A 21,211-nucleotide genomic window follows, 5' to 3' on the forward strand; every position below is an offset into this window, starting at 1 on the left:
CTCACCGGGAGGGACGAGGGTGCTCGAGGTTCGGTCCGGGTGCAATCCGGATCGGGCCTCGTGCCGTCTCCAAGTCCACCGGCTCGCCCTTCTGCGTGATCACCACGTGGCCGCTGCGTTCGAGTTCGGCGGCCACCGAGCGTGCGGCGTCCATGAGGTCGCGCCACGAGTCGCCACCCGCGACCCGCGCGGCGTCGCTGGGACAGATGGTGGATGGATTCCGTTCCCGGAGCAGCGCGCAGATCGTGGCCGCCAGCCGTTCACGATCCGCATATTCGTCGCGTGGTTCCCACCACGGATGCCCGCGTTCACCGAGCGCGACCTTCGCGTCCTGGACGCGGTGCCGTGCGGAGTCGCCGTCGCTCTTCACGAGACGCCGAGCGCGCATCAACTCCGCCACGAGTTGCTTTTGCAACGGTTCAGGAATCGTGGGATCGGTGGCACGCCAGCGCCGCCCGTTCACCACCACATATCTGCCGTCGGGCGTGCGCTCCGCCCCTCCGGATGACCCGTCGGTGTCCATCGGTCCCGCCCGTCACTCGACTCGACGGCGACGGAAGTCCTTCCGGACTTGTCGCCGAACAACCACCGCCGCGGCACAACTGTACGCGCGGGGGCGCGTCGGCCGAGGGGCGACGACGCTATCGCGCAGAAGTGCCGAGGGAGGCCGGTTCGAGAAGCTGCGCCAGTTCGTCCGACAACAGCCGGAATTCGGAATCGCCACGTTCCCGAATCCAGACCGGATCGGTGCAGGACCAGCGTTCGGCGGCCAGAGAACGGGTCAGGACCTTGAAGGTCGCGGTGCGGGGGAATTCGCGGCAGATACGGATCAGGGTGGGCAGCTGCTTGGGGCCGAGATCGGTCTGTGCATCGAGGAAACGCGCGAAAGCGGCGGGATCGAAGTCGGAATCCGCAGCGGGAATCACGGCGGCCATCACGCGGTCGCCGACCTGCCGGTCGGGCACCCCGTACACCGCGACCTGAGCGAAGCCTTCGTACCGCATCAGGATGCGCTCGATGGGCGCCGCACCGAGATTCTCACCGTCCACCCGGAGCCAGCCCGAACTGCGCCCAGCGAAGTACACGAAACCGTTCTCGTCCTGGTAGGCGAGGTCGCCGCTGTGATAGCGCCCGTCGCGGAGGCGCTCGGCGTCGGCCTCGGGATTGTTGTAGTAGCCGTCGAACAGACCGGCACCGCGCACGTTGACGAGCTCGCCCGTCGCGGCGTCGGCGTTGGTGATCCTGCCGTTCGCGTCCGACACCGCCGGAGGGCAGCGTCGCCCCGTCTCGGGATCGAGGATCTCGATGCCCTCGGGAAGCCGACCGAGGGCGCCGGCCGGGACGTCGGGTGCCGACGCGATCGCGATGCCGCCCTCGGTCGAGCCGAACCCGTCGACCACCCGCGCGCCGAAGCGCCGCGTGAACTCGGTGACGTCGGCGGCCGACGCCTCGTTGCCGTACACGATGCGCAGCGGGTTGTCGTGGTCGTCGGGCTGCTCGGGAGTCGCCACCACATACGACAGCGGCTTACCGACGTAGTTCGCGAAGGTCACGCCGTAACGGCGGACGTCGGGAAGGAAACCCGACGCCGAGAACCGGCGACGCAGGGCGATGCTGCCGCGCGCGGCGAGTCCGATCGACCAGCCGGCGATCATCGCGTTGGAGTGGAACAGGGGCATCGACACGTACACGGTGTCGTCGGAGCCGAGACCGAACCGCGTGGCGAGCATCGTCGCGGGATCGGTGAACTTGCGGTGCGTGCACCGCACGGCCTTCGGGTCGCCGCTCGTGCCCGACGTGAAAATCAGCATGAACAGTTCGTCGGGGGAATGCGCGGCAGTCTCCACGACCGTGCCGGTGAAGGGGGTGAGCATCGCCGTCCACTCGGGGGAGTCGACGTCGATCACCCGCACGTCGCCGAGATCCACACCGTCGAACAGTGACGCATGTGCGGCCTCGGTGAACACGACCCGGCAGTCGGCGAGCGCGATGTCGCGGGCGAGCGCCGCACCGCGCCGGGTCGTGTTCAGGCCCACCACCACCGAACCGGAGAAGGCCGCGGCGCCGAGCAGCAACGAGAACTCCGGGACGTTGTCCATGAGGATCCCGATGTGCTTCGGTGCCGGGCCGTCGAGCAGGTCGCGCAGCAATGCGGCGCGTCGCCGGGACTGTGCGACGTGTTCGCGCCAGGACAGCTCGGTCTCCTCGAAGCGCAGTCCTCGATCGTCGACGTCGGCGAGTCGTTCGAGCAGTTCGGTGACGGTGAAGGCGGACATGCGATCAGGCCGGGACGTCGGCGAGTTCGCGTCCGAGCGCGCGCAACTGGTCGGTGGCGGAGCCGAGCAGGAACTCGTGGTGCTTGGCCGCGAGGAAGTAGCGGTGCACCGGATGGTCCTCGTCGAGTCCGACACCGCCGTGCACGTGCACGGTGGTGTGCGCGACACGATGTCCCGCATCGGCCGCCCAGAAGGCCGCGGTGCGCAGGGCGTCGTCGTGACGCTCACCCGAAGCCATGCGGAAGGCGGCCTGCCACAACGTCAGACGCACCGCCTTGACGTCGATATAGGCGTCGGCGAGTCGCTGGGAGACGGCCTGGAAACTGCCGATCGGGCGGTCGAACTGGACGCGTTCGCGCGCGTACTGCGCGGTGAGCTCGAGCGCCTGCTCGAGGACGCCGCATTGGTAGGCGGCGGAGCCGAGCAGGCTGCGGTCGCGCAACCACGTCGCCACGGCGAGGCCGTCGGTGCCGAGGACACGATCGGCCGGGAGCGCGACCTGCTCGAGGGTGACGATGCCGCGACTGTCGAAGTCGGTGGTCTGCTGACGGGTGATCGAGACACCCGGATCGTCGGGTCGCACGAGGAAGACCGACACCGAGCCGCCGATGGTGGCCGGGACGAGGAAACCGTCGGCGACCGGCGCCGAGTCGACGACGATCTTCACGCCGTCGAGCACGTGACCGTCGCCCGTGGCCTGCGCCCGGGTCGCCGGGGTCGTGGGATCGGGGTTCAGTTCCTCGGCGAGCGCGGCGGAGAGGATCTGCTCGCCGGTCGCCGCAGGGCGTCCCCACTCGGCCTGCTGCTCGGCGGCGCCGAACTCCGCGATCGCCGACGCGCACGCGGCGATCGAGCCGATGTACGGGACGGCGGCGACGCCGCGGCCGAGTTCGCGCAGGATGCTCGCCTGCTCGAGCGGGCCGTAACCGTCTCCGCCCAGCGACTCGGGAAGAGCGGCGCCGAGCACGCCCGACGATGCGAGCGTGTCCCACAGGGTGCGGTCGAGGCGGTCCTCGGAGGCGTCGAGTGTGCGCAGGTGCTCGTTGGTGACGATGTCCGCGACGATGCTGCGGGTCAGTTCTGCGAGATCCTGCTGGGCCTCGGTAAGGGTGAAGTCCACGGTGCGCGTCCTTTTCTAACGCTTGGCGGGCGGCTGGCCGAGAGCGGTCATCGCGATGATGTCGCGCTGGACCTCGTTGGTGCCGCCACCGAAGGTGAGGATGAGGGAACTGCGGTGCATGCGTTCGATCCGTCCGCGGAGCAGCGCGCCGGCCGAATTCTGCCGTACCGTCGCCGCGGGTCCGAGGACCTCCATGAGCAACCGGTAGGCCTCGGTCGCGAATTCGGTTCCGAACACCTTGTTGGCGGAGGCGGCCTCCGGGCCCAGCGGGGTCGTGCCGGCGCTCGAGGCGATGTCCCAGTTCATCAGCTGCAGGTATTCGGCCTCGGCGTGGACGCGTGCCAGGTTGATCTGGACCCATTCCTGGTCGATCACCCGTCGCCCGTCGGGCAGATGCGTCTCCTGCGCCCAGCGCCGGACCTCGGTCAGTGCGGTGCGCACGGGGCCGGCGGAGGTGAGCGCGACCCGCTCGTGGTTGAGCTGGTTGGTGATGAGCGCCCAGCCGCCGTCGACCTCGCCGACGAGTGCGGACGCCGGGACGCGCACGTCCTGGTAGTAGGTGGCGCTCGTGTCGGGGCCGGCCATGGTGTGCACGGGGGTGTACGAGAAGCCGGGAGCGTCGGTCGGCACGATGAAGACGCTGATCCCCTTGTGCTTCTTGACATCCGGGTTGGTGCGCGCGGCGAGCCAGACGTAGTCGGCGTAGGCGATCAGGCTCGTCCACATCTTCTGCCCGTTGATGACCCACTCGTCGCCGTCGCGCACCGCGGTGGTGCGCAGGGAAGCGAGGTCGGTGCCGGCGCCCGGCTCGGAGTAGCCGATCGAGAAGTGCAGTTCCCCTGCGGAGATGCGGGGGAGGAAGAACTCCTTCTGCTCGTCCGTGCCGTAATGCATGATCGTCGGCGCGACGGAATCGATGGTGAGGAACGGGACGGGCGCGCCGGCGATGGCCGCCTCGTCGGTGAAGATCAGTTGGTCCATCGCGGAACGGTTCTGGCCGCCGTACTCCTCGGGCCAGCCGAGGGTGAGCCGGCCGTCCTTGCCCATCTGCTGCACGACCTCGCGGTACACGTTGCCGACGCCGTACTCCCCGGTCGTGGCCGCGAGCGCCTCGCGGCGCTCGGGTGTCATGATCTGTGCGAAATAGGCCCGCAATTCCTCGCGGAGGGCTTGTTGCCCGGGGGTGTAGGAGATGTCCACGAACGCTCCGTTTCGTCGCTGCGTGTCCCCGCGAATCGTCTCTGTGGGATCATCGCGAATCATTGCACAGAATTGGAACGCGTTCTAGTCTGGACTCGATCGGTCGGCGCGAATGTGAAGCGAGGTCCCGGAATGGATGTCAAGGTCGACTTCGACCGCTGTGAAGCGAACGGCGTGTGTGTCGGGCTGGCGCCCGACGTCTTCGATCTCAACGACGACGACGAGCTGATCGTCACGCATCCCGTACCCGAGGGTAGCGAGGACGTCGTCCGCGAGGCCGTCGCCCAGTGCCCGCGTGCGGCCCTCGCCGAGGCATGAGCGTCGGACGGTGACCGGCACCGACCCTTGTCGGGAAAAATAACAAGTTCTACATTCTCGGTGCCCCCGGGTCCTGGTGGGGAGAGCACCGGCGTGCGGCCGGCAATCGGCCCGAATCTCGAGGAGTACGTGGATGAGTGCGGACGCGAACGGTGGCGCGGAGAACGACGATCGGGTGTCTCTCGAAGGGCGGGTCGCCGTCGTCACGGGAGCCGGAGCGGGACTCGGACGTGCCGAGGCGCTCGCGCTCGCGCGGGCCGGAGCATCGGTGGTGGTCAACGATCTCGTGGAGAACGACGCGGTGGAGGACACCCTCGCGCGGATCCGCGATCTCGGTGCCGAGGCGGAGTTCGTGCCCGGCAGCGTCGCCGAGCGTGAGACGGCCGATGCGATGCTCGCCGCGGCGCACGGCAAGTTCGGTGGTCTCGACATCGTCGTCAACAATGCAGGCATCACGCGGGATCGGATGCTGCCCAACATGTCCGACGACGAGTGGGATTCGGTGGTCGCCGTGCACCTGCGTGGTCACTTCCTGTTGTCCCGCAATGCTGCGGCCTACTGGCGCGACCGGTCGAAGCAGGAGGGTGGCCCCGTCTACGGGCGTCTGGTCAACACGTCCTCGGAGGCCGGTCTGCTCGGGCCGCCCGGGCAACCCAACTACAGTGCCGCCAAAGCCGGCATCACCGCGCTCACCCTCTCGGCCGCCCGCGGTCTCGAGCGGTACGGTGTCCGCGCCAACGTGATCTGCCCGCGAGCGCGGACGTCGATGACCGAGGCGGTCTTCGGTGGTGCGCCGGACGACGGCATCGATCCGCTCTCGCCCGACCACGTCGCGAATCTGGTCGCCTATCTCGCCTCCCCGGCGGCCGGGCGCGTCAACGGGCAGGTCTTCATCGTCTACGGACCCATGGTGGCCCTGATGGCCGCGCCGGTCGTCGAGCAGCGTTTCGACGCCGACGGGCAGTGGACCCCCGCAGCGCTCGCCGACGAGCTCGGCGGTTACTTCGCCGATCGTGATCCGGGCCGGACGTTCTCGGCCTCGGCGGCTCTCGATCTGTAGTTCCGGCATCCCCTGCTGTTCCCGTTCGGGGACAGCAGGGGATGTCGTGTCTTCGTCCCCGGGCCGGGATCCTGCAACTATGGGTGACGGACACCGGGGTTCCGGTAGCGTCACGCCCACTCGGGCCGTTCCTCCGGCTCTCGCCCGGCCCCGTGTTTTGGCCTGGTACGTGTTCTAATTTTTTCCCCTCCTGCGACGACCCGATCGGGCCGTGACGGCCTCTCGTGTCGAGGTGATCGAGCTCGGGCCCGGCGTCGAGAATCTCACCGAAACCCCAGGGTAAACCACTTATGAGCGTGTCGATGCGCGTCGGTCGACGCCCGTGTGTCCGTTCGGACGGAAATGGATCGAGATGCCCCTCGACGGAGCTTTGACAGGTGAACACGTTCTAGTTAATATGACCCGGGTCACAGCACACGCCATCGATCGGCCGCGCGCCGACGACGTGAGGATCGAAGGGGGTACACGATGGTAGACCTCCTCGAGGTTCCCTTACGGGCCGTCGGCGGACTGTTCGCCATGACCGGCGAGACCGCCCGGGCGGCCTTCCGTCGCCCCTTCCAACGGCGCGAGTTCATCGACCAGGCATGGTTCGTCGCACGCGTCTCGCTCGTGCCCACCGTGCTCGTCGCGGTGCCGTTCACGGTTCTGGTGAGCTTCACCCTCAACATCCTGCTCCGGGAGATCGGCGCGGCCGACCTCAGCGGAGCGGGTGCGGCCCTCGGCGCGGTGACGCAGGTGGGTCCCATGGTCACGGTGCTCATCGTCGCCGGTGCCGGCGCCACCGCGATCTGCGCCGATCTCGCGGCGCGCACCATCCGCGAGGAGATCGACGCGATGCGTGTGCTCGGCATCGATCCGATCCAGCGTCTCGTCGTGCCCCGGGTGCTCGCGTCCACCGTCGTTGCCCTACTGCTCAACGGTCTCGTGTGCACGATCGGCATCCTCGGCGGGTTCGCCTTCTCGGTCTTCCTCCAGGACGTCAACCCCGGCGCGTTCATCAACGGCATCACCCTGCTCACCGGCTTCGGAGAACTGATGATCTCCCAGGTCAAGGCGGGGCTGTTCGGCATGATCGCGGGGCTGGTCGCGTCCTATCTCGGTCTCAATGTCAAAGGTGGAGCGAAGAGTGTCGGTGACGCCGTCAACCAGACGGTCGTGTTCGCGTTCATGGCGCTGTTCGTGGTCAACCTCCTCGTCACGGCCGTCGGCATCAAGCTGACCGCGGGATGAGGGCAGCGGAGATTTCATGGCAGTGATGTCCTGGCGCTTCCCCCGTGCGGTTCGGCGCATGACACGTGCGTCGTCCACGGTGGACCGGGTGGGGGAGCAGGCGCTGTTCTTCGGGCGCGCCCTCGCGACGGTCCCCCGGGCGCTGATGCACTACCCCAAGGAGACGGTGCGTCTGGTCGCCGAGATCAGCATGGGCACCGGCGCACTCGCCGTCATCGGCGGCACCGTCGTGATCGTCGGCTTCCTGACGCTCTTCACCGGCGGCATCATCGCCGTGCAGGGCTTCAGCTCACTCGGCAACATCGGTGTCGAAGCGCTCACCGGCTTCTTCGCGGCCTTCATCAACGTGCGTATCGCCGCCCCGACGATCGCCGGCATCGGGCTGGCGGCCACCATCGGCGCCGGCTCCACCGCCCAGCTCGGCGCCATGCGTGTCTCCGAGGAGATCGACGCGCTCGAGACCATGGCGATCCCGTCCATCCCGTATCTGGTGTCCACGCGCGTGCTCGCCGGGATGATCGCGATCGTCCCGCTGTACTCGCTCGCCGTGATCGCCTCGTTCGTCGCGAGCCGCTTCGCGACGGTGGTGCTCTACGGCCAGTCGGCGGGCGTGTACGACCACTACTTCACGACCTTCCTGATACCCACCGACATCCTGTGGTCGTTCGTCCAGGCCATCGTGATGGCGATCGCCGTGATGCTCATCCACACCTACTACGGTTTCACCGCAGGTGGCGGCCCCGTCGGTGTGGGTGTCGCGGTCGGCAACGCGGTGCGGGCCTCGCTCGTCGCGGTCGTCACCGTCACCCTGCTCATCTCGCTCGCCGTCTACGGCGCGACCGGCAACTTCAACCTGTCGGGATAGGGCGCGCGACATGGACACTCCTTCGTGGAAGAAGAAGTTCGCCGCCTTCGGTCTCGTGGGCGGCCTCGCCGCGATCGTCGTGGTGGCACTGACGATGTTCGCCGGTGGGTTCACCTCGACGGTCCCGCTCACCGTCACCTCGCCCCGGTCGGGTCTGGTGATGGAACCCGACGCCAAGGTGACGATGCGCGGCGTCGAGGTGGGCCGCGTGGCGTCGATCGAGCACACACCGGCCGGTGCGGTCCTGCATCTCGACATGCAGCCCGGGCAGATGCAGCTCATCCCGTCGAACGCAGGGGTGGCGATCGAATCCACCACCGTCTTCGGTGCCAAGTTCGTCGACATCGTCGTCCCCGACGATCCGTCCTCGGTGCCGATGCAGGAAGGCGCCGTAATCGCGGCCGACAACGTCACCGTCGAGTTCAACACGGTCTTCGAGCACCTGTCCGACGTGCTCGCCCAGATCCAGCCCGAGAAGCTCAACGCCACCCTCGGCGCGCTGTCGGAAGCGCTCAACGGACGCGGCGACGCCCTCGGTGCCGCCCTGGCCGAGGCCGATGCGTATCTCGCCGAGATGAATCCGTCGCTGCCGCAACTGCAGGCCGACCTCGTCTCGGCTGCGCAGGTGACCGACGTCTACGCCGACACGGCCCCCGACCTCATGACCACGATCGGCAACGCCACCGACGTCGGCAACACCGTCGTCGACGAACAACAGCAACTCGATCTGCTACTGATGAACCTCACCGGTCTCGCGAACACCGGACGGGACGTCCTGGGGGAGAACGAAACACAGTTGACCACCGCACTCGACAGCCTGAGCCGCACCACCGGCCTGCTCGGTGAGTACTCGCCGCAATTGACCTGTTTCATCGTCGGTCTCAACGACGCCCGGGTGGCGTTCGAACCGATGGCCGGCACCGGGGAGTACGCCGCGCTGATGCTGAGCACCAGCTTCATGGGTGGCGCGACGCCGTACAACGACGCCCAGGATCTGCCCGTGGTCGGCGCGACCGGCGGACCGAACTGCTGGGGCCTGCCGAACTTCGACCCGCGCCGCGACGGTCACGCGCCGTTCGTCGTGTCGAACACCGGCGAAACGCCCTACAAGCCCGCAACGGAAGCCTGGATCCGCTACCCGACGATCTTCCAGTACCTGTTCGGCGACCATCTCGTGGGCGGGCGGTGACCATGAGAGCGACCACCGTCAAGTTCCTGATCTTCGCCGTCACGATGACGTTGATCTTCGCCGGGCTGGCCGTCGTGTTCAGCCAGGCGCGGTTCACCGGCACCGAGAACTACCGGGCCACCTTCACGGACGTCTCCGGTCTCGGTGCCGGCGACAAGGTCCGCATCGCCGGGGTGCAGGTCGGTTCGGTGAAGAAGGTCGACATCGGCCGCGACAACACCGCCGAGATCGAGTTCGACGTGGACGCGAAACACACGCTGTTCACCGGCACCCGCGCCACCGTGCGATACGAGAACCTCGTCGGCGACCGGTATCTCGAACTGCTCGAAGGTGCCGGCAGCGTCGACGTCCTGCCCGCCGGTGGCAACATCCCGATCGAGCAGACCGAACCCGCCCTCGATCTCGACCTGCTCCTCGGCGGGTTCAAGCCGCTGTTGCAGGGCCTCGACGCGCAGCAGGTCAACGACCTCTCCGGAGCTCTGTTGCAGGTCTTCCAGGGGCAGGGCGACACGCTCGTGTCGCTGCTGGGGAACACCAACTCGTTCACCAACTCACTCGCCGACCGCGACCAGCTGATCGGCGACGTCATCGACAACCTCAACGCCGTCCTCGGCACGATCGACGATCACGACCGCGAGTTCGAGAACACGATCGAACAGCTGCACACCCTGGTGGGCGGGCTGTCCGCCGATCGTGATCCCATCGGCGCGTCGATCCCGCCGATCGCCTCCGGCACCGCGGATCTCGCCGCGCTGTTGCAGAACAACCGGCCCGACTTGCAGACGGTCATCGCCGAGACGAACCGCACCATGACCCAGCTCGACCTCGGCAAGGACGACATCAACCGCACGCTCGAACGCCTGCCCTCCGACTACAAGAAACTCATCCGCGTGGGTGCATACGGAAACTTCTTCCAATTCTTCCTCTGTGCCAATACTTTCAAGTTCTCCGGACCGGACGGCACCACGATCCGGTACACCACGGCGAACCACGACACGGGAAGGTGTGCGAAGGTCGAATGAGTGCACCCCGTGACCCCAACTACATCCGGACGGGCATCATCGGCCTGGCCGTGTCCGCCGCGATCGTTCTCGCCGGTCTGCAGTACGACCAGCTGCACTTCCTCTCCGGCGGCCTGAGCTACTCGGCGCGCTTCCAGGACGCCGGCGGTCTGGTGCCCGGCGACGACGTCATGCTCGCCGGGGTGAACGTCGGCGACGTCACCGAGGTGCGCCTCGACGGTCAGGCCGTGCTGGTGAGTTTCCGCATCCGGGACGGTATCGGGCTCGGCGACACCACCGGAGCCGACATCAAGACCAACACCGTGCTCGGCCGGAAGTCGCTGGCGCTGCGCCCCGGTGGCGACGGTGTGATGCGCCCGAACTCGATCATCGGTATCGAGCACACCAATTCGCCGTACTCACTGACCGACGCACTCGGCGATCTCACGACGACCGTCTCCGAACTCGACACCGATCGCATCAACGACTCGCTCGACGCGCTGTCGCAGACCCTCGAGAACACCCCGCCCGAGATCCAGGGCGCCCTGGAGGGCATGACCCGCCTGTCGCAGTCGATCAACGCCCGCGACGAGTCGTTGCACCAACTGCTCGAGCGTGCCGAGAGCGTGACGGGCATCCTGGCCGAGCGCAGCGACCAGGTCAACGCGCTCATCGTCGACGCGAACGCTCTGTTCGGCGAACTGAGCCTGCGCCGCGACGCCATCACCGAACTGATCGCGAACATCTCCTCCGTCTCGCGTCAGCTCACCGGGCTCGTGCAGGACAACCAGGCGCAGATGGCACCGACACTCGAGAAGCTCAACCTCGTGACGGCCAACCTGCAGGCGAACAAGGAGAACATCGCCGGGGCGCTCGACGGCCTGGGCCCGTACATCAGCGCCCTCGGGGAATCCGTCGCCAGCGGACCGTTCTTCAACGCCTACGTGTCCAACATCCTGCCGGCGCCGTGGTGGAAGGCCATCGTGGACAGCCAGGTCGCGCCCGATCTTCTCCCCGAGGATCTCCAGGACGTGATCCCGGACGGGCCCCCGACGATCAAGAGGGACGGCGAATGAGTACCGATACCGCCCCGACGACCGCCCGCCGTCGCCCACCCCTGCTGGTGCCGGTGATCATCGGTGCCGTCGTCGTGCTCGTGCTCGGCGCCCTCGCCGTGTTCGTCCTGCCGGACCTCGGTAAACGCACGATCCACGCCGAATTCGCGTCCACCAGCGGCCTGTACGAGGGCGACGACGTGCGGGTGCTCGGCGTCTCGGTGGGGCGCATCAGCGACATCGAACCCCGCGACGACCTCGTACAGGTGACGATGAAGGTCGACGACGGCGTCGAGATCCCGTCCGATGCGAGTGCCGTCGTCATCGCGCAGAGTCTCGTCTCGGCGCGCTTCGTCCAGCTCACCCCTGTGTACTCGGGTGGCCCGACGATCGAGGACGGCGCGACGATCCCGATGCAGCGCACGGCCTCTCCCGTGGAGTGGGACCAGATCAAGACCGAACTGATGCGATTGTCCGAAGCGCTCGGTCCAGAGGAACTCGATCCGCAGGGATCTCTCGGCCGGTTCATCGACACCGCAGCCGAGAATCTCGAGGGCAACGGGCAGACCGTGCGCGAGGCCCTTCGGGAGTTGTCGGACACGATGCGCACGCTCTCGGAGGGGCGCACCGATCTGTTCTCGACGATCCGCAACCTGCAGACCTTCGTGTCGGTCCTCTCGTCGAGCAACGAACAGATCGTGCAGTTCGGCGGTCGTCTCGCGTCAGTCTCGGACGTGCTCGCGCAGAGCTCCGACCAGCTCGGTGTCTCCTTGTCCGAGCTGAACATCGCCGTCGGCGACGTACAGCGGTTCGTGCAGGACAACCGGGCCGGGCTCACCGAATCGGTGGAGCGGCTGGCCGATGCGACCGAGGTGCTGGCCCGCAAACGTCCCGAGATCGAGCGGGTGCTGCACTCCGGCCCGACCTCCCTCGCGAACTTCTACAACATCTACAAGCCGGCGCAGGGGTCGCTCACGGGCGCGCTCGCGATCAACAACCTCGCCAACCCCGTCGAGTGGATGTGCGGGTCGGTCGCGGCCGCCGCGAACGCGACCTCCGAGCGCAGCGAGGAACTGTGCCGCCAGCAACTCGGCCCGGTGCTGTCGTCCATCAACGCCAACTACCTTCCGCTGCTGGTCAATCCGCTCGCCGGTGTGCAGGCCTTCCCCGACGACATCGTCTACACCGAAAGCTGGCTCCAGGAGGCGTCGGCAGGTCGTGGCACCGCGCCCGAGCCGTCGTCCTCGGAGACCGCGTCGCCGGTCGACGGGATCCTCGGTGGCCTGCCGTCGCTGCAGGTCCCGCAGGATCTGGGTTCTCTGCTGCAGCCGGGAGGAGTGCGATGACCGGCCGCTCGATGTTCCGCCGCCTGGGCGTCGCGGCCACCGCGGTCGCGGTGAGCACGACGCTCACCGCCTGCGAGTGGGACGGACTCAACTCGATTCCCATGCCCGGCAGCGCCGGCCGCGGGGAGGGCGCCTACGAGGTGCAGATCGAGATGCCCAACGTGACGACTCTGACCCAGAACTCGCCCGTGCGGGTCGACGACGTCACTGTGGGGTCGATCTCGGGGATCGAACTCGACGGCTGGCACGCGCTCGTGACGGTTTCGCTCGACGAAGGCGTGATCGTTCCGGCCAACTCGCTCGCCCGGATCGGGCAGACGAGTCTGCTCGGGTCGCAACACCTCGAACTGATCCCGCCCGTCGGCGAACCCCCGCAGGGCCGGCTCGAGGACGGCGACGTCATCCCGCTCGAACGCGCCGGTGCGTATCCGACCACCGAACAGACACTCTCGTCGCTGTCGGTGGTGCTCAACGGTGGTGGACTCGCGCAGATCAACGACATCACCACCGAACTGAACGCGGCGCTCGTCGGCCGGGAGGACTCGATCCGGAATCTGCTCCCGCGCCTGGACGAACTGGTGTCCACCCTCGACACGCAGCGCGGCGACATCATCGCGGCGCTGGAGGGCATGGACCGGCTGGCCGCGACCGTCGACGACCAGAACGCGACACTCGTCCGTGCCCTCGAGGAGTTGCCACCCGCGCTGGAGGTGCTCTCGGATCAGCGTTCGAACCTCACCGCCGCGATGAGTTCGCTCGGTGAACTGAGCACCGTGGCGAGCCGGATCGTCGAGACCTCGAACGACGATCTGAAGGCGAATCTCGAAGGGCTCGCGCCGACGTTGAAGGCCCTGGCCGATTCGGGCAGTGCCCTGACCGAGGTGCTCGGTGTGCTGCTCACCTATCCCTTCCCGCAGGCGGGCATCAACAACATCATCCGCGGCGACTACGCGAACCTCGCGATGACGATCGACCTCACCCTCGACCGCCTCGACCTGAACTTCCTGTCCGGGACGCCGCTCGCGGGACGCCTCGCCGGCCCGGAAGGCATCCTCGGCCGCGACGCGGGACTCGCCGCACAGGCGACGGACCCGTTCCGCGCACCGCTCGAACCACCCCCGCCGCCGCCTCCCGGTCCCGAAGGGAAACTGACGATCCCCGGCATCGGTGAGATCACCATTCCCGGCCTGCCCCTGGGGGTGCCCGCACCATGATGCTCACGCGGTTCGTCCGCATCCAGCTCACGATCTTCGCGATCCTCACGGTCGTCGGACTCGTCGTGATGTCGCTGATGTACGTGAAGTTGCCGGCGCTGTTCGGGATCGGACGGTACGAGATCGTCGTCGAACTGCAGTCGACCGGCGGTCTGTATCCGCACTCGAACGTCACCTATCGCGGAAACACCGTCGGCACCGTGCGGAGCGTCGCCCTGTCGCCGACAGGGGTCGAGGCGTTGCTGTCCATCGACAGCGACGCGAAGATTCCCGCCGATGTGGACGCGGCGGTGCGCAGCGTCTCGGCTGTCGGCGAACAGTACGTCGATCTCGTTCCCCGAGCCGACGGTTCGGGCGGCGAACGCCTGGCCGACGGCGACGTGATCCCGATCGACCGCACGAGCGTGCCGCAGGAGGTCGGTGCCCTGCTCGACCAGGCCGACGTGTTGCTCGCCTCGATCAGCGACACCCGGCTGCAGACCGTGGTGGACGAGGCGTTCGACGCGTTCAACGGCTCCGGACCCGAACTGCAGGAACTGATCGACTCGACGCGCCTGTTCGTGCAGGAGGCCTCGGCGAACAGTGCCGAGACACGGCAGTTGATCGACCAGATCGGTCCGCTGCTCGACACGCAGGTGGTCACGAGCGATGCGATCCGGTCGTGGACACGCGACATGGTCACCTTCACCGACCGCCTGCGCGAGAGCGACCCCGACCTGCGAGCCCTGCTCGACGTCGGACCGGGTGCCGCTGCCGAAACCGAATCCCTGTTGCAGGAACTGAAACCGACCCTGCCGTTGCTGCTTGCGAATCTGGTGAGTGTCGGCGAGGTGGGTGTGGTCTACAACGCCGGCATCGAGCAGATCCTGGTGCTGTACCCGCCGATGACGACGGCCCTGATCACCGCGGCCGGCGCCGGCCCGCCCGAGGACGGTGCCGTGGTGGACTTCCACCTGCAGGTCAACGATCCGCCGCCGTGCCTGGCAGGCTTCGTGCCGCCGGAGCAGTGGCGCAGTCCGGCCGATACCTCCGTGGTCGACACACCCGGCGACATCTTCTGTCAACTGCCACAGGATTATCCGAACGCGGTCCGCGGCGCCCGGAACGTACCGTGCATGGAGTACCCGGGCCGTCGCGCACCGACGCCCGATACGTGCCGCACCGGGTACAGCCCTACCTATTCGGACAATCCGTGGACCGGACCGCCGACACCGGTGGCCTCGGAGAACGTCGCACCCGCGCCCGCCTCCTACGGCGGGGGAGACGGCACGGCTGCCGCGGGGGTCGCGGCGCGACGGATCGATCCGCAGACCGGGACGTACATTGGTCCCGACGGCACCGTGTACACGCACGCCGATCTCGGTGGAGATCGGAGCTTGGAGAGTTACATGAAGGCGCAGCAGGGCTGATGGCAGACGAGATCGACAAGAAGACGAAGCCGGCATGGGCCAAGCCGGTCGCGATCATCGCGTCCGTACTGGTCATCGCGCTCGTCGCGACCGGTGCCTGGCTCATCGTCGACAGGCAGTCCGCGAACGAACGCGACGAGAAGCGGGAGGCGTACCTGCAGGCCGCGCGGCAGACGGTGCTCAACCTGACCACCATCAACGCCGATACCGCCGACGCCGACGTCGCGCGTCTGCTCGAAGGCGCGACGGGCGATTTCAAGGCCGAGTTCGAGGGCCGCGAAGGGCCTTTCGTGGAGGTCGTGCAACAGGCCGGCGTCGACACCACCGGTGAGGTCCTCGAAGCGGGGATCCAGAACGAGGACGGCACGTGCGCGTCGTCGCTCGTCGCCTCTCGCGCGATGGTGAGCAACGCCGACCAGACCGAACCCGAAGCACGCGACTTCCGTCTGCGGGTGACGATCTGCGACGAGAACGGCAGATTGCTGGCGTCGAAGGTGGAGTTCGTGCCGTGACCGACGAGAAGGACGATCGCGTGACGCTCGACAAGACGACCGACGACACTGTGGCCGGTGGGACCGCAGAGAAGGACGGATCCACCGCCGCCGAGACCTCGGCCGCCGACACCTCCGTCCCGGACGCGATTTCGGATCCGAAGGCCTCGTACATGCCACACATCGCGATCGGATTGTCTTTCGTGGCAGTGGTTTTCGCGGTCCTGGTGGGATGGCTCGCCTACGGCACCGTCCAGCAGTCCGCCGCCGAGACGGCACGGACGGAGGCAAGGGTCGCTGCGGAGGAACAGGCGGTCGCGATGCTCGCCTACACCCACGACCAGGTGGACGCGCAGACCGACGCCGCCGCGGAGGGTCTCACCGGCGACTTCCGCGACGAGTACACGAATCTGATGAAGAACATCATCGCGCCGGGCGCCAAGGAGAAAGCGATCAGCGTGCAGGTGAGCGTGCAGGCGTCGTCGGTGGTCTCCGCCGACGCCGACAACGCTGTGACCCTGCTGTTCCTCAACCAGATCACGACGAGTTCGGAGAACCCCGAAGCGGTGAGCAGCGGCAGTCGGGTGCGCGTCGAACTCGAAAAGCAGGACGGGCGTTGGCTCGTCAGCCGGTTGACCCCGATCTAGAAGAGAGCCGTCAGGTGGGGTCGGGTTCGCCGGCCTCACCCGGCGCGATCAGCGCGCGTCCGGCGGCGCCGGTGTTGGCGAGGGTGTCGAGGAACGAACGGGCCCAGCGATCCACATCGTGCGTGAGCACCTGACGGCGCAGCGCACGCATCCTCTTGCGGCCGTCCTCGCGCGGCACCTCGATCGCGGCCTGGATCTTGTCCTTGACGTCCTCGAGGTCGTGCGGATTGCACTGGAACGACTGCCGCAGTTCGGCTGCGGCACCGGTGAACTCGCTGAGCACCAACGCGCCGCCGAGATCGCTGCGGCACGCGATGTACTCCTTGGCGACGAGGTTCATGCCGTCGCGCAAGGGGGTTACCAGCATGACGTCGGCCGCGACGAAGAACGCGATGAGCTCGTCGCGGGGGACCGGGCGGTGGATGTAGTGCACCACCGGACGCCCCACCTCGGCGTACTCACCGTTGATGCGACTGACTGTCCGCTCGATCTCGCCGCGCATGTGGACGTAGGAATCGACGCGCTCCCGGCTCGGGGTCGCGAGCTGCACCATCACGGTGTCCTTCGGGTCCATGCGACCCTCGGCGAGAAGTTCGTGCACCGCATCGAGCCGCACGTCGATGCCCTTGGTGTAGTCGAGGCGATCGACGCCGAGCAGAATCGTCTTCGGGTTGCCGAGTTCCTTGCGCAACGCCTTGGCGCGATCGCGGATGGCCTTGCTCCGCGACTGCTGGTCGAGCCGGCCCGATTCGATGGAGATGGGGAAAGCGCCGACGCGCACCGAGCGGAAGCCGACCTGGACCACGCCGAGCTTGGACCGGATGCCGATGTTGCCGCGTGAGGTCTGGGCACCTGCCAGACGTCGGGCGAGATACAGGAAGTTCTGGGCACCCCCGGGAAGATGGAAGCCGATGAGGTCGGCGCCGAGGAGACCCTCCACGATCTCGGTGCGCCACGGCAGCTGCATGAACAGCTCGATCGGCGGGAACGGGATGTGCAGGAAGAAGCCGATCGTCAGATCGGGACGGAGCATCCGCAGCATCTTCGGCACCAGCTGCAGCTGGTAGTCCTGGATCCAGACGGTCGCGCCCTCCGAGGCGGCCTTCGCGGTCTCCTCGGCGAAGCGGCGGTTGATCTCGACGTAGGAGTTCCACCATTCGCGCCGGTACTCCGGACGCACGATCACGTCGTGGTAGAGCGGCCACAGCGTGGCGTTGGAGAACCCCTCGTAGTATTCGGCGATGTCCTCGGTGCTCAACCGCACCGAGTGCAGGGTCAGCCCGTCCTCGACGATGACGCCCGACTCGGCGTCGGCCACGCCGGCCCAGCCGACCCAGGCGCCGTTGTTCGAACGCAGGATCGGCTCGAGTGCGGTGACGAGCCCGCCCGGACTGCGCTTCCAGCGGGTGGTGCCGTCGCGAAGCCGTTCGAGGTCGACCGGCAGGCGATTGGCGACGACCACGAAGTCCGACCCGGCGTGCGAGTCGTGGTTCCCCGCTGCGTCCGCTTCGCCTGCTGTCACGTTGTGGTCCTCTTTCGGAGCCGGTGCCGTCGCCGGCCCGGCAGTGTGGGTGCCGACATCGGCACCGGGATGGGTGTCGAGCTCGTCAGTGCTTGTCGCTGGGACCGATGCCGAGCATCGACAGCAGCATGCGGCACTCGTCCGCGTTCTCTGCGTAGGCAGCGACGACTCGCTGCGCCTGTCGTGCGGTTTCGTCGGCGACGGGTTCGAGATCCTCGTCGGCGATGTCGTTCGCGGTGGTCGGGTCCGCGGCCATGATGTCCTCCCGGGGTCGCTGCTCTGTGCGAGCACGCATCGTCCTTCGACTCTAGGAGAATCGGACAGCTCGCCGCCACCCGCCTTCCGAGGGCGGTCCTGGCACGGTCCTGCACGTCTACGTCGCGGTACCGTAGGACGGTCGTGCAGTAGGTACACCGTGTGTGTTTCCGGCGCACGACGTCACAGCGCCGACCCGCGGCGCACAACCGCGCTCTCGTCGAGGAAGGTATTCATGCCCATTGCCACCGTGAACGGCATCCCGCTGAACTACCAGGTCAAGGGAACGGGCGATCTCGTCGTCCTCATCATGGGAACGGGTAGTCCGGGGCGCGTGTGGGATCTGCACCAGGTGCCCGCGCTCGTCAAGGCCGGCTACCGGGTCGCCACCTTCGACAATCGCGGCATCGCACCGTCGGGCGAGAGCCTCGGCGGCATGACCATCGACGACCTGGTGAAGGACACCGCCGGCCTGATCGAACTGCTCGGCGGCCCCGCCTACGTGATCGGCACGTCGATGGGTGCGCGTGTCGCGCAGGAGCTGACGCTCGCCCGTCCCGAACTCGTCCGCAAGGCCGTTTTCCTGGCCGGTCACGCCCGTATGGACCAGTTCCAGTTGACGCTCACCGAGGGCGAGCGGCAGCTCTACGACAGCGGCGTCGAACTGCCGCCGAAGTACCAGGCCGCCGTCACGGCCGTGATGAATCTGTCGCCGGCCTCGCTGGCCGACGAGCACACCGCCCGCGACTGGCTGGACGTCTTCGAGTTCAGCGGCGGAAAGGTGTCGGCGGGCGTGCGCGCGCAGCTCGGCATGGACCGGGAGTTCGATCGGCGCGCGGCCTACCGCGGCATCACCGTGCCGTGCCTGGCCGTCGGATTCGCCGACGACCGGATGATCCCGGCCTATCTGTCGCGCGAGGTGGCGGACGCCATTCCGGGTGCGCGCTACGAGGAGATCCCGGACGCGGGGCACTACGGCTATCTCGAGCGGCCCGAGGCGGTCAACAAGATCCTGGTGGACTTCCTGGCTTCCTAGAGGAGTCCCTTCACACGGGAAATCGGCAGGCGGGCGCGGTGGGATCGGCGACGATCCACCGCGCCCGCCGTCGTCGAAATGCGACGAAGGTCCCTGTGATCCGGGAGATCGGGACGTCCCGCGGACCGTCGGGCACTGGTACGCTCACCGAACAAAGGTTAGCCTGGGCTATCTTCGAGTCTCGTACGAACCGATCACGGGCCCCTCCGGACCCCCTAGTACGGAAGTTGAGTGATGACCGACCGTTCCAGCCTTGTCGCCGATGACGCGGGGAGGTCGGAGGGCAACTCGCAAGGAGACGTCTTCGACCTCGTCGGTATCGGTTTCGGCCCCTCGAACCTGGCGCTCGCGATCGCCGTCGAGGAGCACAACACCGACAACCCCTCCTCGGCGATCCGGGCACGTTTCTTCGAACGTCGGTCGGCCTTCGCCTGGCACCCGGGCATGCTGATCGAGGGCGCCACGATGCAGATCGCGTTCCCCAAAGATCTGGTCACCTTCCGCAACCCCGCGAGCTCGTACAGCTTCTTCTCCTACCTGCACGACCGTGGCCGTCTCGTGGACTTCGTCAACCACCAGACGTTCTTCCCCACACGTCACGAGTTCCAGGACTATCTGCAGTGGGCGGCCACGCGCGTCGACGCCGACGTCCGCTACGGAACCGAGGTCGTCTCGGTCGAGACCGTCCGCAACCACAACGGGGTCGCCGATCTGTTCGCCGTGCGGACCGCCGACGGCGCCGTCGTGTACGCGCACAGCGTCGTGGTCGGAGTCGGACTGCGTGCCCGGCTCCCGAAGTGGGCGACCGAGTCCGCCCGCTGCTTCCACAACCACCACTTCCTCTTCCACATCGAGGACATGCCGGAGCCGCAGAACCAGCGCTTCGTGGTGGTCGGTGCCGGGCAGAGCGCGGCCGAGGTCGTGCAGTACCTGCACACGCACTACCCGCAGGCCGAGGTCCACAACGTCTTCAACCGCTTCGGGTACAGCCCGGCCGACGACAGCCCGTACGCGAACCGCATCTTCGACCCGCAGGTCGTCGACGAACTGCACGCGGCCCCGCTGTCCGAGCGTGAGCGTCTGCTCGCCCTGCACCGCAGCACCAACTACTCGGTCGTCTCGCCCGAACTCATCGAGGCGCTCTACGCGACCGAATACCGCGAACGGGTGAGCGGTCGTCGCCGCTTGTTCATGCGTCGTGCCTCGGAGGTCGTGTCGGCGATCGAGAGCGAGGCGGGAGTCACCGTCGAGATCCGCGACAATCTCGAAGGCGACACCGAGACCCTCGAGTGCGATGCGGTGGTCCTCGCGACCGGCTTCGAGCCCACGCCTCTCGCGTCGCTGCTGGGTGATCTCGCGCCCGAGGCACCCGTTCTGTCCGTCGCCCGCGACTACCGTCTGCCGCTGCCCGAGAACGTCACGGCCGACGTCTACCTGCAGGGCGGAACCGAGAAGACACACGGTCTGACCGCGTCGTTGCTGTCCAACGCAGCGATCCGCGCGGGTGAGATCCTGACCTCGATCGTCGAACGCCGAGAGCTCCGTCTGCCCGGAGCCGGGGGAGGAATCGACGAGCTTGGTAGGATATCGGACCATCACACCTACGCAACAAGTGAGGCGAGATGAGCACGAATCCATTTGACGACGAAGACGGCCGCTTCTACGTCCTCATCAATGATGAGGAGCAGTACTCGCTGTGGCCGACCTTCGCCGAGGTTCCGCAGGGGTGGCGGGTGGTATTCGGCGAAGAGTCGCGCGCCGCTTGCGTCGAGTACGTCGAGCAGAATTGGACCGATATGCGTCCGAAGAGCCTTCGCGACGCAATGGAAGCCGACGAGAAGGCCCGCCAGGGCAGCTGAACGCTTCCGTCAGATCCGCCGAGAGTCACGCCCGCGCCGAAAGCGCAGCGTGGCTCTCGTCGTTTGTACGGACGATCCTGCCTCCCGGCCCGACGACGACCCGTGTGGGTCGAGA

The 21,211-nt window shown here is 67.4% G+C and carries 21 protein-coding genes; 15 read left to right on the top strand and 6 right to left on the bottom strand.

Features of this window, described 5'->3' with window-relative positions:
- Position 1: 1 nt before the first annotated feature.
- The 4 genes from BO226_RS24265 to BO226_RS24280 form a co-directional block, all read right to left on the bottom strand.
- Positions 2 to 523, bottom strand: coding sequence for a DUF3253 domain-containing protein (locus tag BO226_RS24265; protein WP_071936263.1), 522 nt, complete (start codon positions 521 to 523; stop codon positions 2 to 4).
- Positions 524 to 641: 118 nt separating this feature from the next.
- On the bottom strand, positions 642 to 2,276 hold the full coding sequence (locus BO226_RS24270; protein WP_071936264.1) for a long-chain-fatty-acid--CoA ligase: 1,635 nt from the start codon (positions 2,274 to 2,276) through the stop codon (positions 642 to 644).
- 4 nt (positions 2,277 to 2,280) lie between these two features.
- Complete coding sequence (locus tag BO226_RS24275) at positions 2,281 to 3,396, bottom strand: acyl-CoA dehydrogenase family protein (RefSeq protein WP_071936265.1); 1,116 nt, start codon at positions 3,394 to 3,396, stop codon at positions 2,281 to 2,283.
- A gap of 15 nt (positions 3,397 to 3,411) precedes the next feature.
- On the bottom strand, positions 3,412 to 4,596 hold the full coding sequence (locus BO226_RS24280; RefSeq protein ID WP_071936554.1) for an acyl-CoA dehydrogenase family protein: 1,185 nt from the start codon (positions 4,594 to 4,596) through the stop codon (positions 3,412 to 3,414).
- Between the two features lie 132 nt (positions 4,597 to 4,728).
- Between BO226_RS24280 and BO226_RS24285 the strand changes: the two genes are divergently transcribed.
- From BO226_RS24285 to BO226_RS24340, 12 genes are all read left to right on the top strand, one after another.
- Positions 4,729 to 4,914, top strand: coding sequence for a ferredoxin (locus BO226_RS24285; RefSeq protein ID WP_006551900.1), 186 nt, complete (start codon positions 4,729 to 4,731; stop codon positions 4,912 to 4,914).
- Positions 4,915 to 5,047: 133 nt separating this feature from the next.
- Positions 5,048 to 5,974, top strand: a complete 927-nt coding sequence (locus tag BO226_RS24290) for a 3-oxoacyl-ACP reductase (RefSeq protein WP_071936266.1) — start codon at positions 5,048 to 5,050, stop codon at positions 5,972 to 5,974.
- Positions 5,975 to 6,442: 468 nt separating this feature from the next.
- A complete protein-coding gene (locus tag BO226_RS24295) occupies positions 6,443 to 7,207 on the top strand; it encodes an MlaE family ABC transporter permease (RefSeq protein ID WP_006551898.1) in 765 nt (254 codons plus the stop codon).
- A gap of 16 nt (positions 7,208 to 7,223) precedes the next feature.
- Positions 7,224 to 8,072, top strand: coding sequence for an MlaE family ABC transporter permease (locus tag BO226_RS24300; RefSeq protein WP_024102955.1), 849 nt, complete (start codon positions 7,224 to 7,226; stop codon positions 8,070 to 8,072).
- 10 nt (positions 8,073 to 8,082) lie between these two features.
- Positions 8,083 to 9,261, top strand: coding sequence for an MCE family protein (locus BO226_RS24305; protein WP_071936267.1), 1,179 nt, complete (start codon positions 8,083 to 8,085; stop codon positions 9,259 to 9,261).
- 2 nt (positions 9,262 to 9,263) lie between these two features.
- Complete coding sequence (locus tag BO226_RS24310; RefSeq protein ID WP_024102956.1) at positions 9,264 to 10,283, top strand: MCE family protein; 1,020 nt, start codon at positions 9,264 to 9,266, stop codon at positions 10,281 to 10,283.
- A complete protein-coding gene (locus BO226_RS24315) occupies positions 10,280 to 11,338 on the top strand; it encodes an MCE family protein (RefSeq protein ID WP_019290089.1) in 1,059 nt (352 codons plus the stop codon). The genes BO226_RS24310 and BO226_RS24315 overlap by 4 nt, the downstream gene beginning before the upstream one ends.
- Positions 11,335 to 12,663, top strand: coding sequence for an MCE family protein (locus BO226_RS24320; protein WP_071936268.1), 1,329 nt, complete (start codon positions 11,335 to 11,337; stop codon positions 12,661 to 12,663). The genes BO226_RS24315 and BO226_RS24320 overlap by 4 nt, the downstream gene beginning before the upstream one ends.
- Positions 12,660 to 13,877: an MCE family protein gene (locus BO226_RS24325; protein WP_024102958.1), complete on the top strand. Its 1,218-nt coding sequence runs from the start codon at positions 12,660 to 12,662 to the stop codon at positions 13,875 to 13,877. The genes BO226_RS24320 and BO226_RS24325 overlap by 4 nt, the downstream gene beginning before the upstream one ends.
- Positions 13,874 to 15,286 (top strand): MCE family protein, encoded by a 1,413-nt coding sequence (locus BO226_RS24330; protein ID WP_071936269.1) that lies wholly within the window; start codon positions 13,874 to 13,876, stop codon positions 15,284 to 15,286. Before BO226_RS24325 ends, BO226_RS24330 begins: the two co-directional genes overlap by 4 nt.
- Positions 15,286 to 15,798 carry a hypothetical protein gene (locus BO226_RS24335; protein WP_064256901.1) on the top strand — a complete coding sequence of 171 codons (513 nt, stop codon included), beginning with the start codon at positions 15,286 to 15,288 and terminating at the stop codon, positions 15,796 to 15,798. The genes BO226_RS24330 and BO226_RS24335 overlap by 1 nt, the downstream gene beginning before the upstream one ends.
- The gene (locus BO226_RS24340) at positions 15,795 to 16,424 is read left to right on the top strand and encodes a twin-arginine translocation pathway signal (protein ID WP_071936270.1); all 630 of its coding nucleotides are present in this window, start codon (positions 15,795 to 15,797) and stop codon (positions 16,422 to 16,424) included. Before BO226_RS24335 ends, BO226_RS24340 begins: the two co-directional genes overlap by 4 nt.
- Before the next feature lie 10 nt (positions 16,425 to 16,434).
- Here BO226_RS24340 and BO226_RS24345 read toward each other — a convergent pair whose 3' ends face one another.
- Both BO226_RS24345 and BO226_RS24350 read right to left on the bottom strand, forming a co-directional pair.
- The gene (locus tag BO226_RS24345) at positions 16,435 to 17,946 is read right to left on the bottom strand and encodes an alpha,alpha-trehalose-phosphate synthase (UDP-forming) (RefSeq protein WP_006551888.1); all 1,512 of its coding nucleotides are present in this window, start codon (positions 17,944 to 17,946) and stop codon (positions 16,435 to 16,437) included.
- Positions 17,947 to 18,031: 85 nt separating this feature from the next.
- On the bottom strand, positions 18,032 to 18,241 hold the full coding sequence (locus tag BO226_RS24350; protein WP_016692417.1) for a hypothetical protein: 210 nt from the start codon (positions 18,239 to 18,241) through the stop codon (positions 18,032 to 18,034).
- Between the two features lie 195 nt (positions 18,242 to 18,436).
- Here BO226_RS24350 and BO226_RS24355 point away from each other — a divergent pair, with 195 nt between their 5' ends.
- From BO226_RS24355 to BO226_RS24365, 3 genes are all read left to right on the top strand, one after another.
- Entirely contained in the window at positions 18,437 to 19,237 is an 801-nt protein-coding gene (locus BO226_RS24355; protein WP_016692418.1) for an alpha/beta fold hydrolase, read from the top strand.
- 234 nt (positions 19,238 to 19,471) lie between these two features.
- Positions 19,472 to 20,863, top strand: a complete 1,392-nt coding sequence (locus BO226_RS24360; RefSeq protein ID WP_071936271.1) for a lysine N(6)-hydroxylase/L-ornithine N(5)-oxygenase family protein — start codon at positions 19,472 to 19,474, stop codon at positions 20,861 to 20,863.
- The gene (locus tag BO226_RS24365) at positions 20,860 to 21,096 is read left to right on the top strand and encodes an MbtH family protein (RefSeq protein ID WP_006551884.1); all 237 of its coding nucleotides are present in this window, start codon (positions 20,860 to 20,862) and stop codon (positions 21,094 to 21,096) included. Before BO226_RS24360 ends, BO226_RS24365 begins: the two co-directional genes overlap by 4 nt.
- The last annotated feature ends 115 nt before the right edge of the window (positions 21,097 to 21,211 follow it).

Source organism: Rhodococcus sp. 2G, assembly GCF_001886355.1.
GTDB classification, from domain to species: domain Bacteria; phylum Actinomycetota; class Actinomycetes; order Mycobacteriales; family Mycobacteriaceae; genus Rhodococcus; species Rhodococcus pyridinivorans.

Bases quoted from the DNA above. Each gene is read 5' to 3' on its own strand.
- BO226_RS24265 (WP_071936263.1), bottom strand. From the start codon at position 523: ATGGACACCGACGGGTCATCCGGAGGGGCGGAGCGCACGCCCGACGGC.
- BO226_RS24315 (WP_019290089.1), top strand. From the start codon at position 10,280: ATGAGTGCACCCCGTGACCCCAACTACATCCGGACGGGCATCATCGGC.
- BO226_RS24290 (WP_071936266.1), top strand. From the start codon at position 5,048: ATGAGTGCGGACGCGAACGGTGGCGCGGAGAACGACGATCGGGTGTCT.
- BO226_RS24325 (WP_024102958.1), top strand. From the start codon at position 12,660: ATGACCGGCCGCTCGATGTTCCGCCGCCTGGGCGTCGCGGCCACCGCG.
- BO226_RS24295 (WP_006551898.1), top strand. From the start codon at position 6,443: ATGGTAGACCTCCTCGAGGTTCCCTTACGGGCCGTCGGCGGACTGTTC.
- BO226_RS24310 (WP_024102956.1), top strand. From the start codon at position 9,264: ATGAGAGCGACCACCGTCAAGTTCCTGATCTTCGCCGTCACGATGACG.
- BO226_RS24320 (WP_071936268.1), top strand. From the start codon at position 11,335: ATGAGTACCGATACCGCCCCGACGACCGCCCGCCGTCGCCCACCCCTG.
- BO226_RS24350 (WP_016692417.1), bottom strand. From the start codon at position 18,241: ATGCGTGCTCGCACAGAGCAGCGACCCCGGGAGGACATCATGGCCGCG.
- BO226_RS24300 (WP_024102955.1), top strand. From the start codon at position 7,224: ATGGCAGTGATGTCCTGGCGCTTCCCCCGTGCGGTTCGGCGCATGACA.
- BO226_RS24285 (WP_006551900.1), top strand. From the start codon at position 4,729: ATGGATGTCAAGGTCGACTTCGACCGCTGTGAAGCGAACGGCGTGTGT.
- BO226_RS24270 (WP_071936264.1), bottom strand. From the start codon at position 2,276: ATGTCCGCCTTCACCGTCACCGAACTGCTCGAACGACTCGCCGACGTC.
- BO226_RS24360 (WP_071936271.1), top strand. From the start codon at position 19,472: ATGACCGACCGTTCCAGCCTTGTCGCCGATGACGCGGGGAGGTCGGAG.
- BO226_RS24330 (WP_071936269.1), top strand. From the start codon at position 13,874: ATGATGCTCACGCGGTTCGTCCGCATCCAGCTCACGATCTTCGCGATC.
- BO226_RS24305 (WP_071936267.1), top strand. From the start codon at position 8,083: ATGGACACTCCTTCGTGGAAGAAGAAGTTCGCCGCCTTCGGTCTCGTG.
- BO226_RS24335 (WP_064256901.1), top strand. From the start codon at position 15,286: ATGGCAGACGAGATCGACAAGAAGACGAAGCCGGCATGGGCCAAGCCG.
- BO226_RS24355 (WP_016692418.1), top strand. From the start codon at position 18,437: ATGCCCATTGCCACCGTGAACGGCATCCCGCTGAACTACCAGGTCAAG.
- BO226_RS24365 (WP_006551884.1), top strand. From the start codon at position 20,860: ATGAGCACGAATCCATTTGACGACGAAGACGGCCGCTTCTACGTCCTC.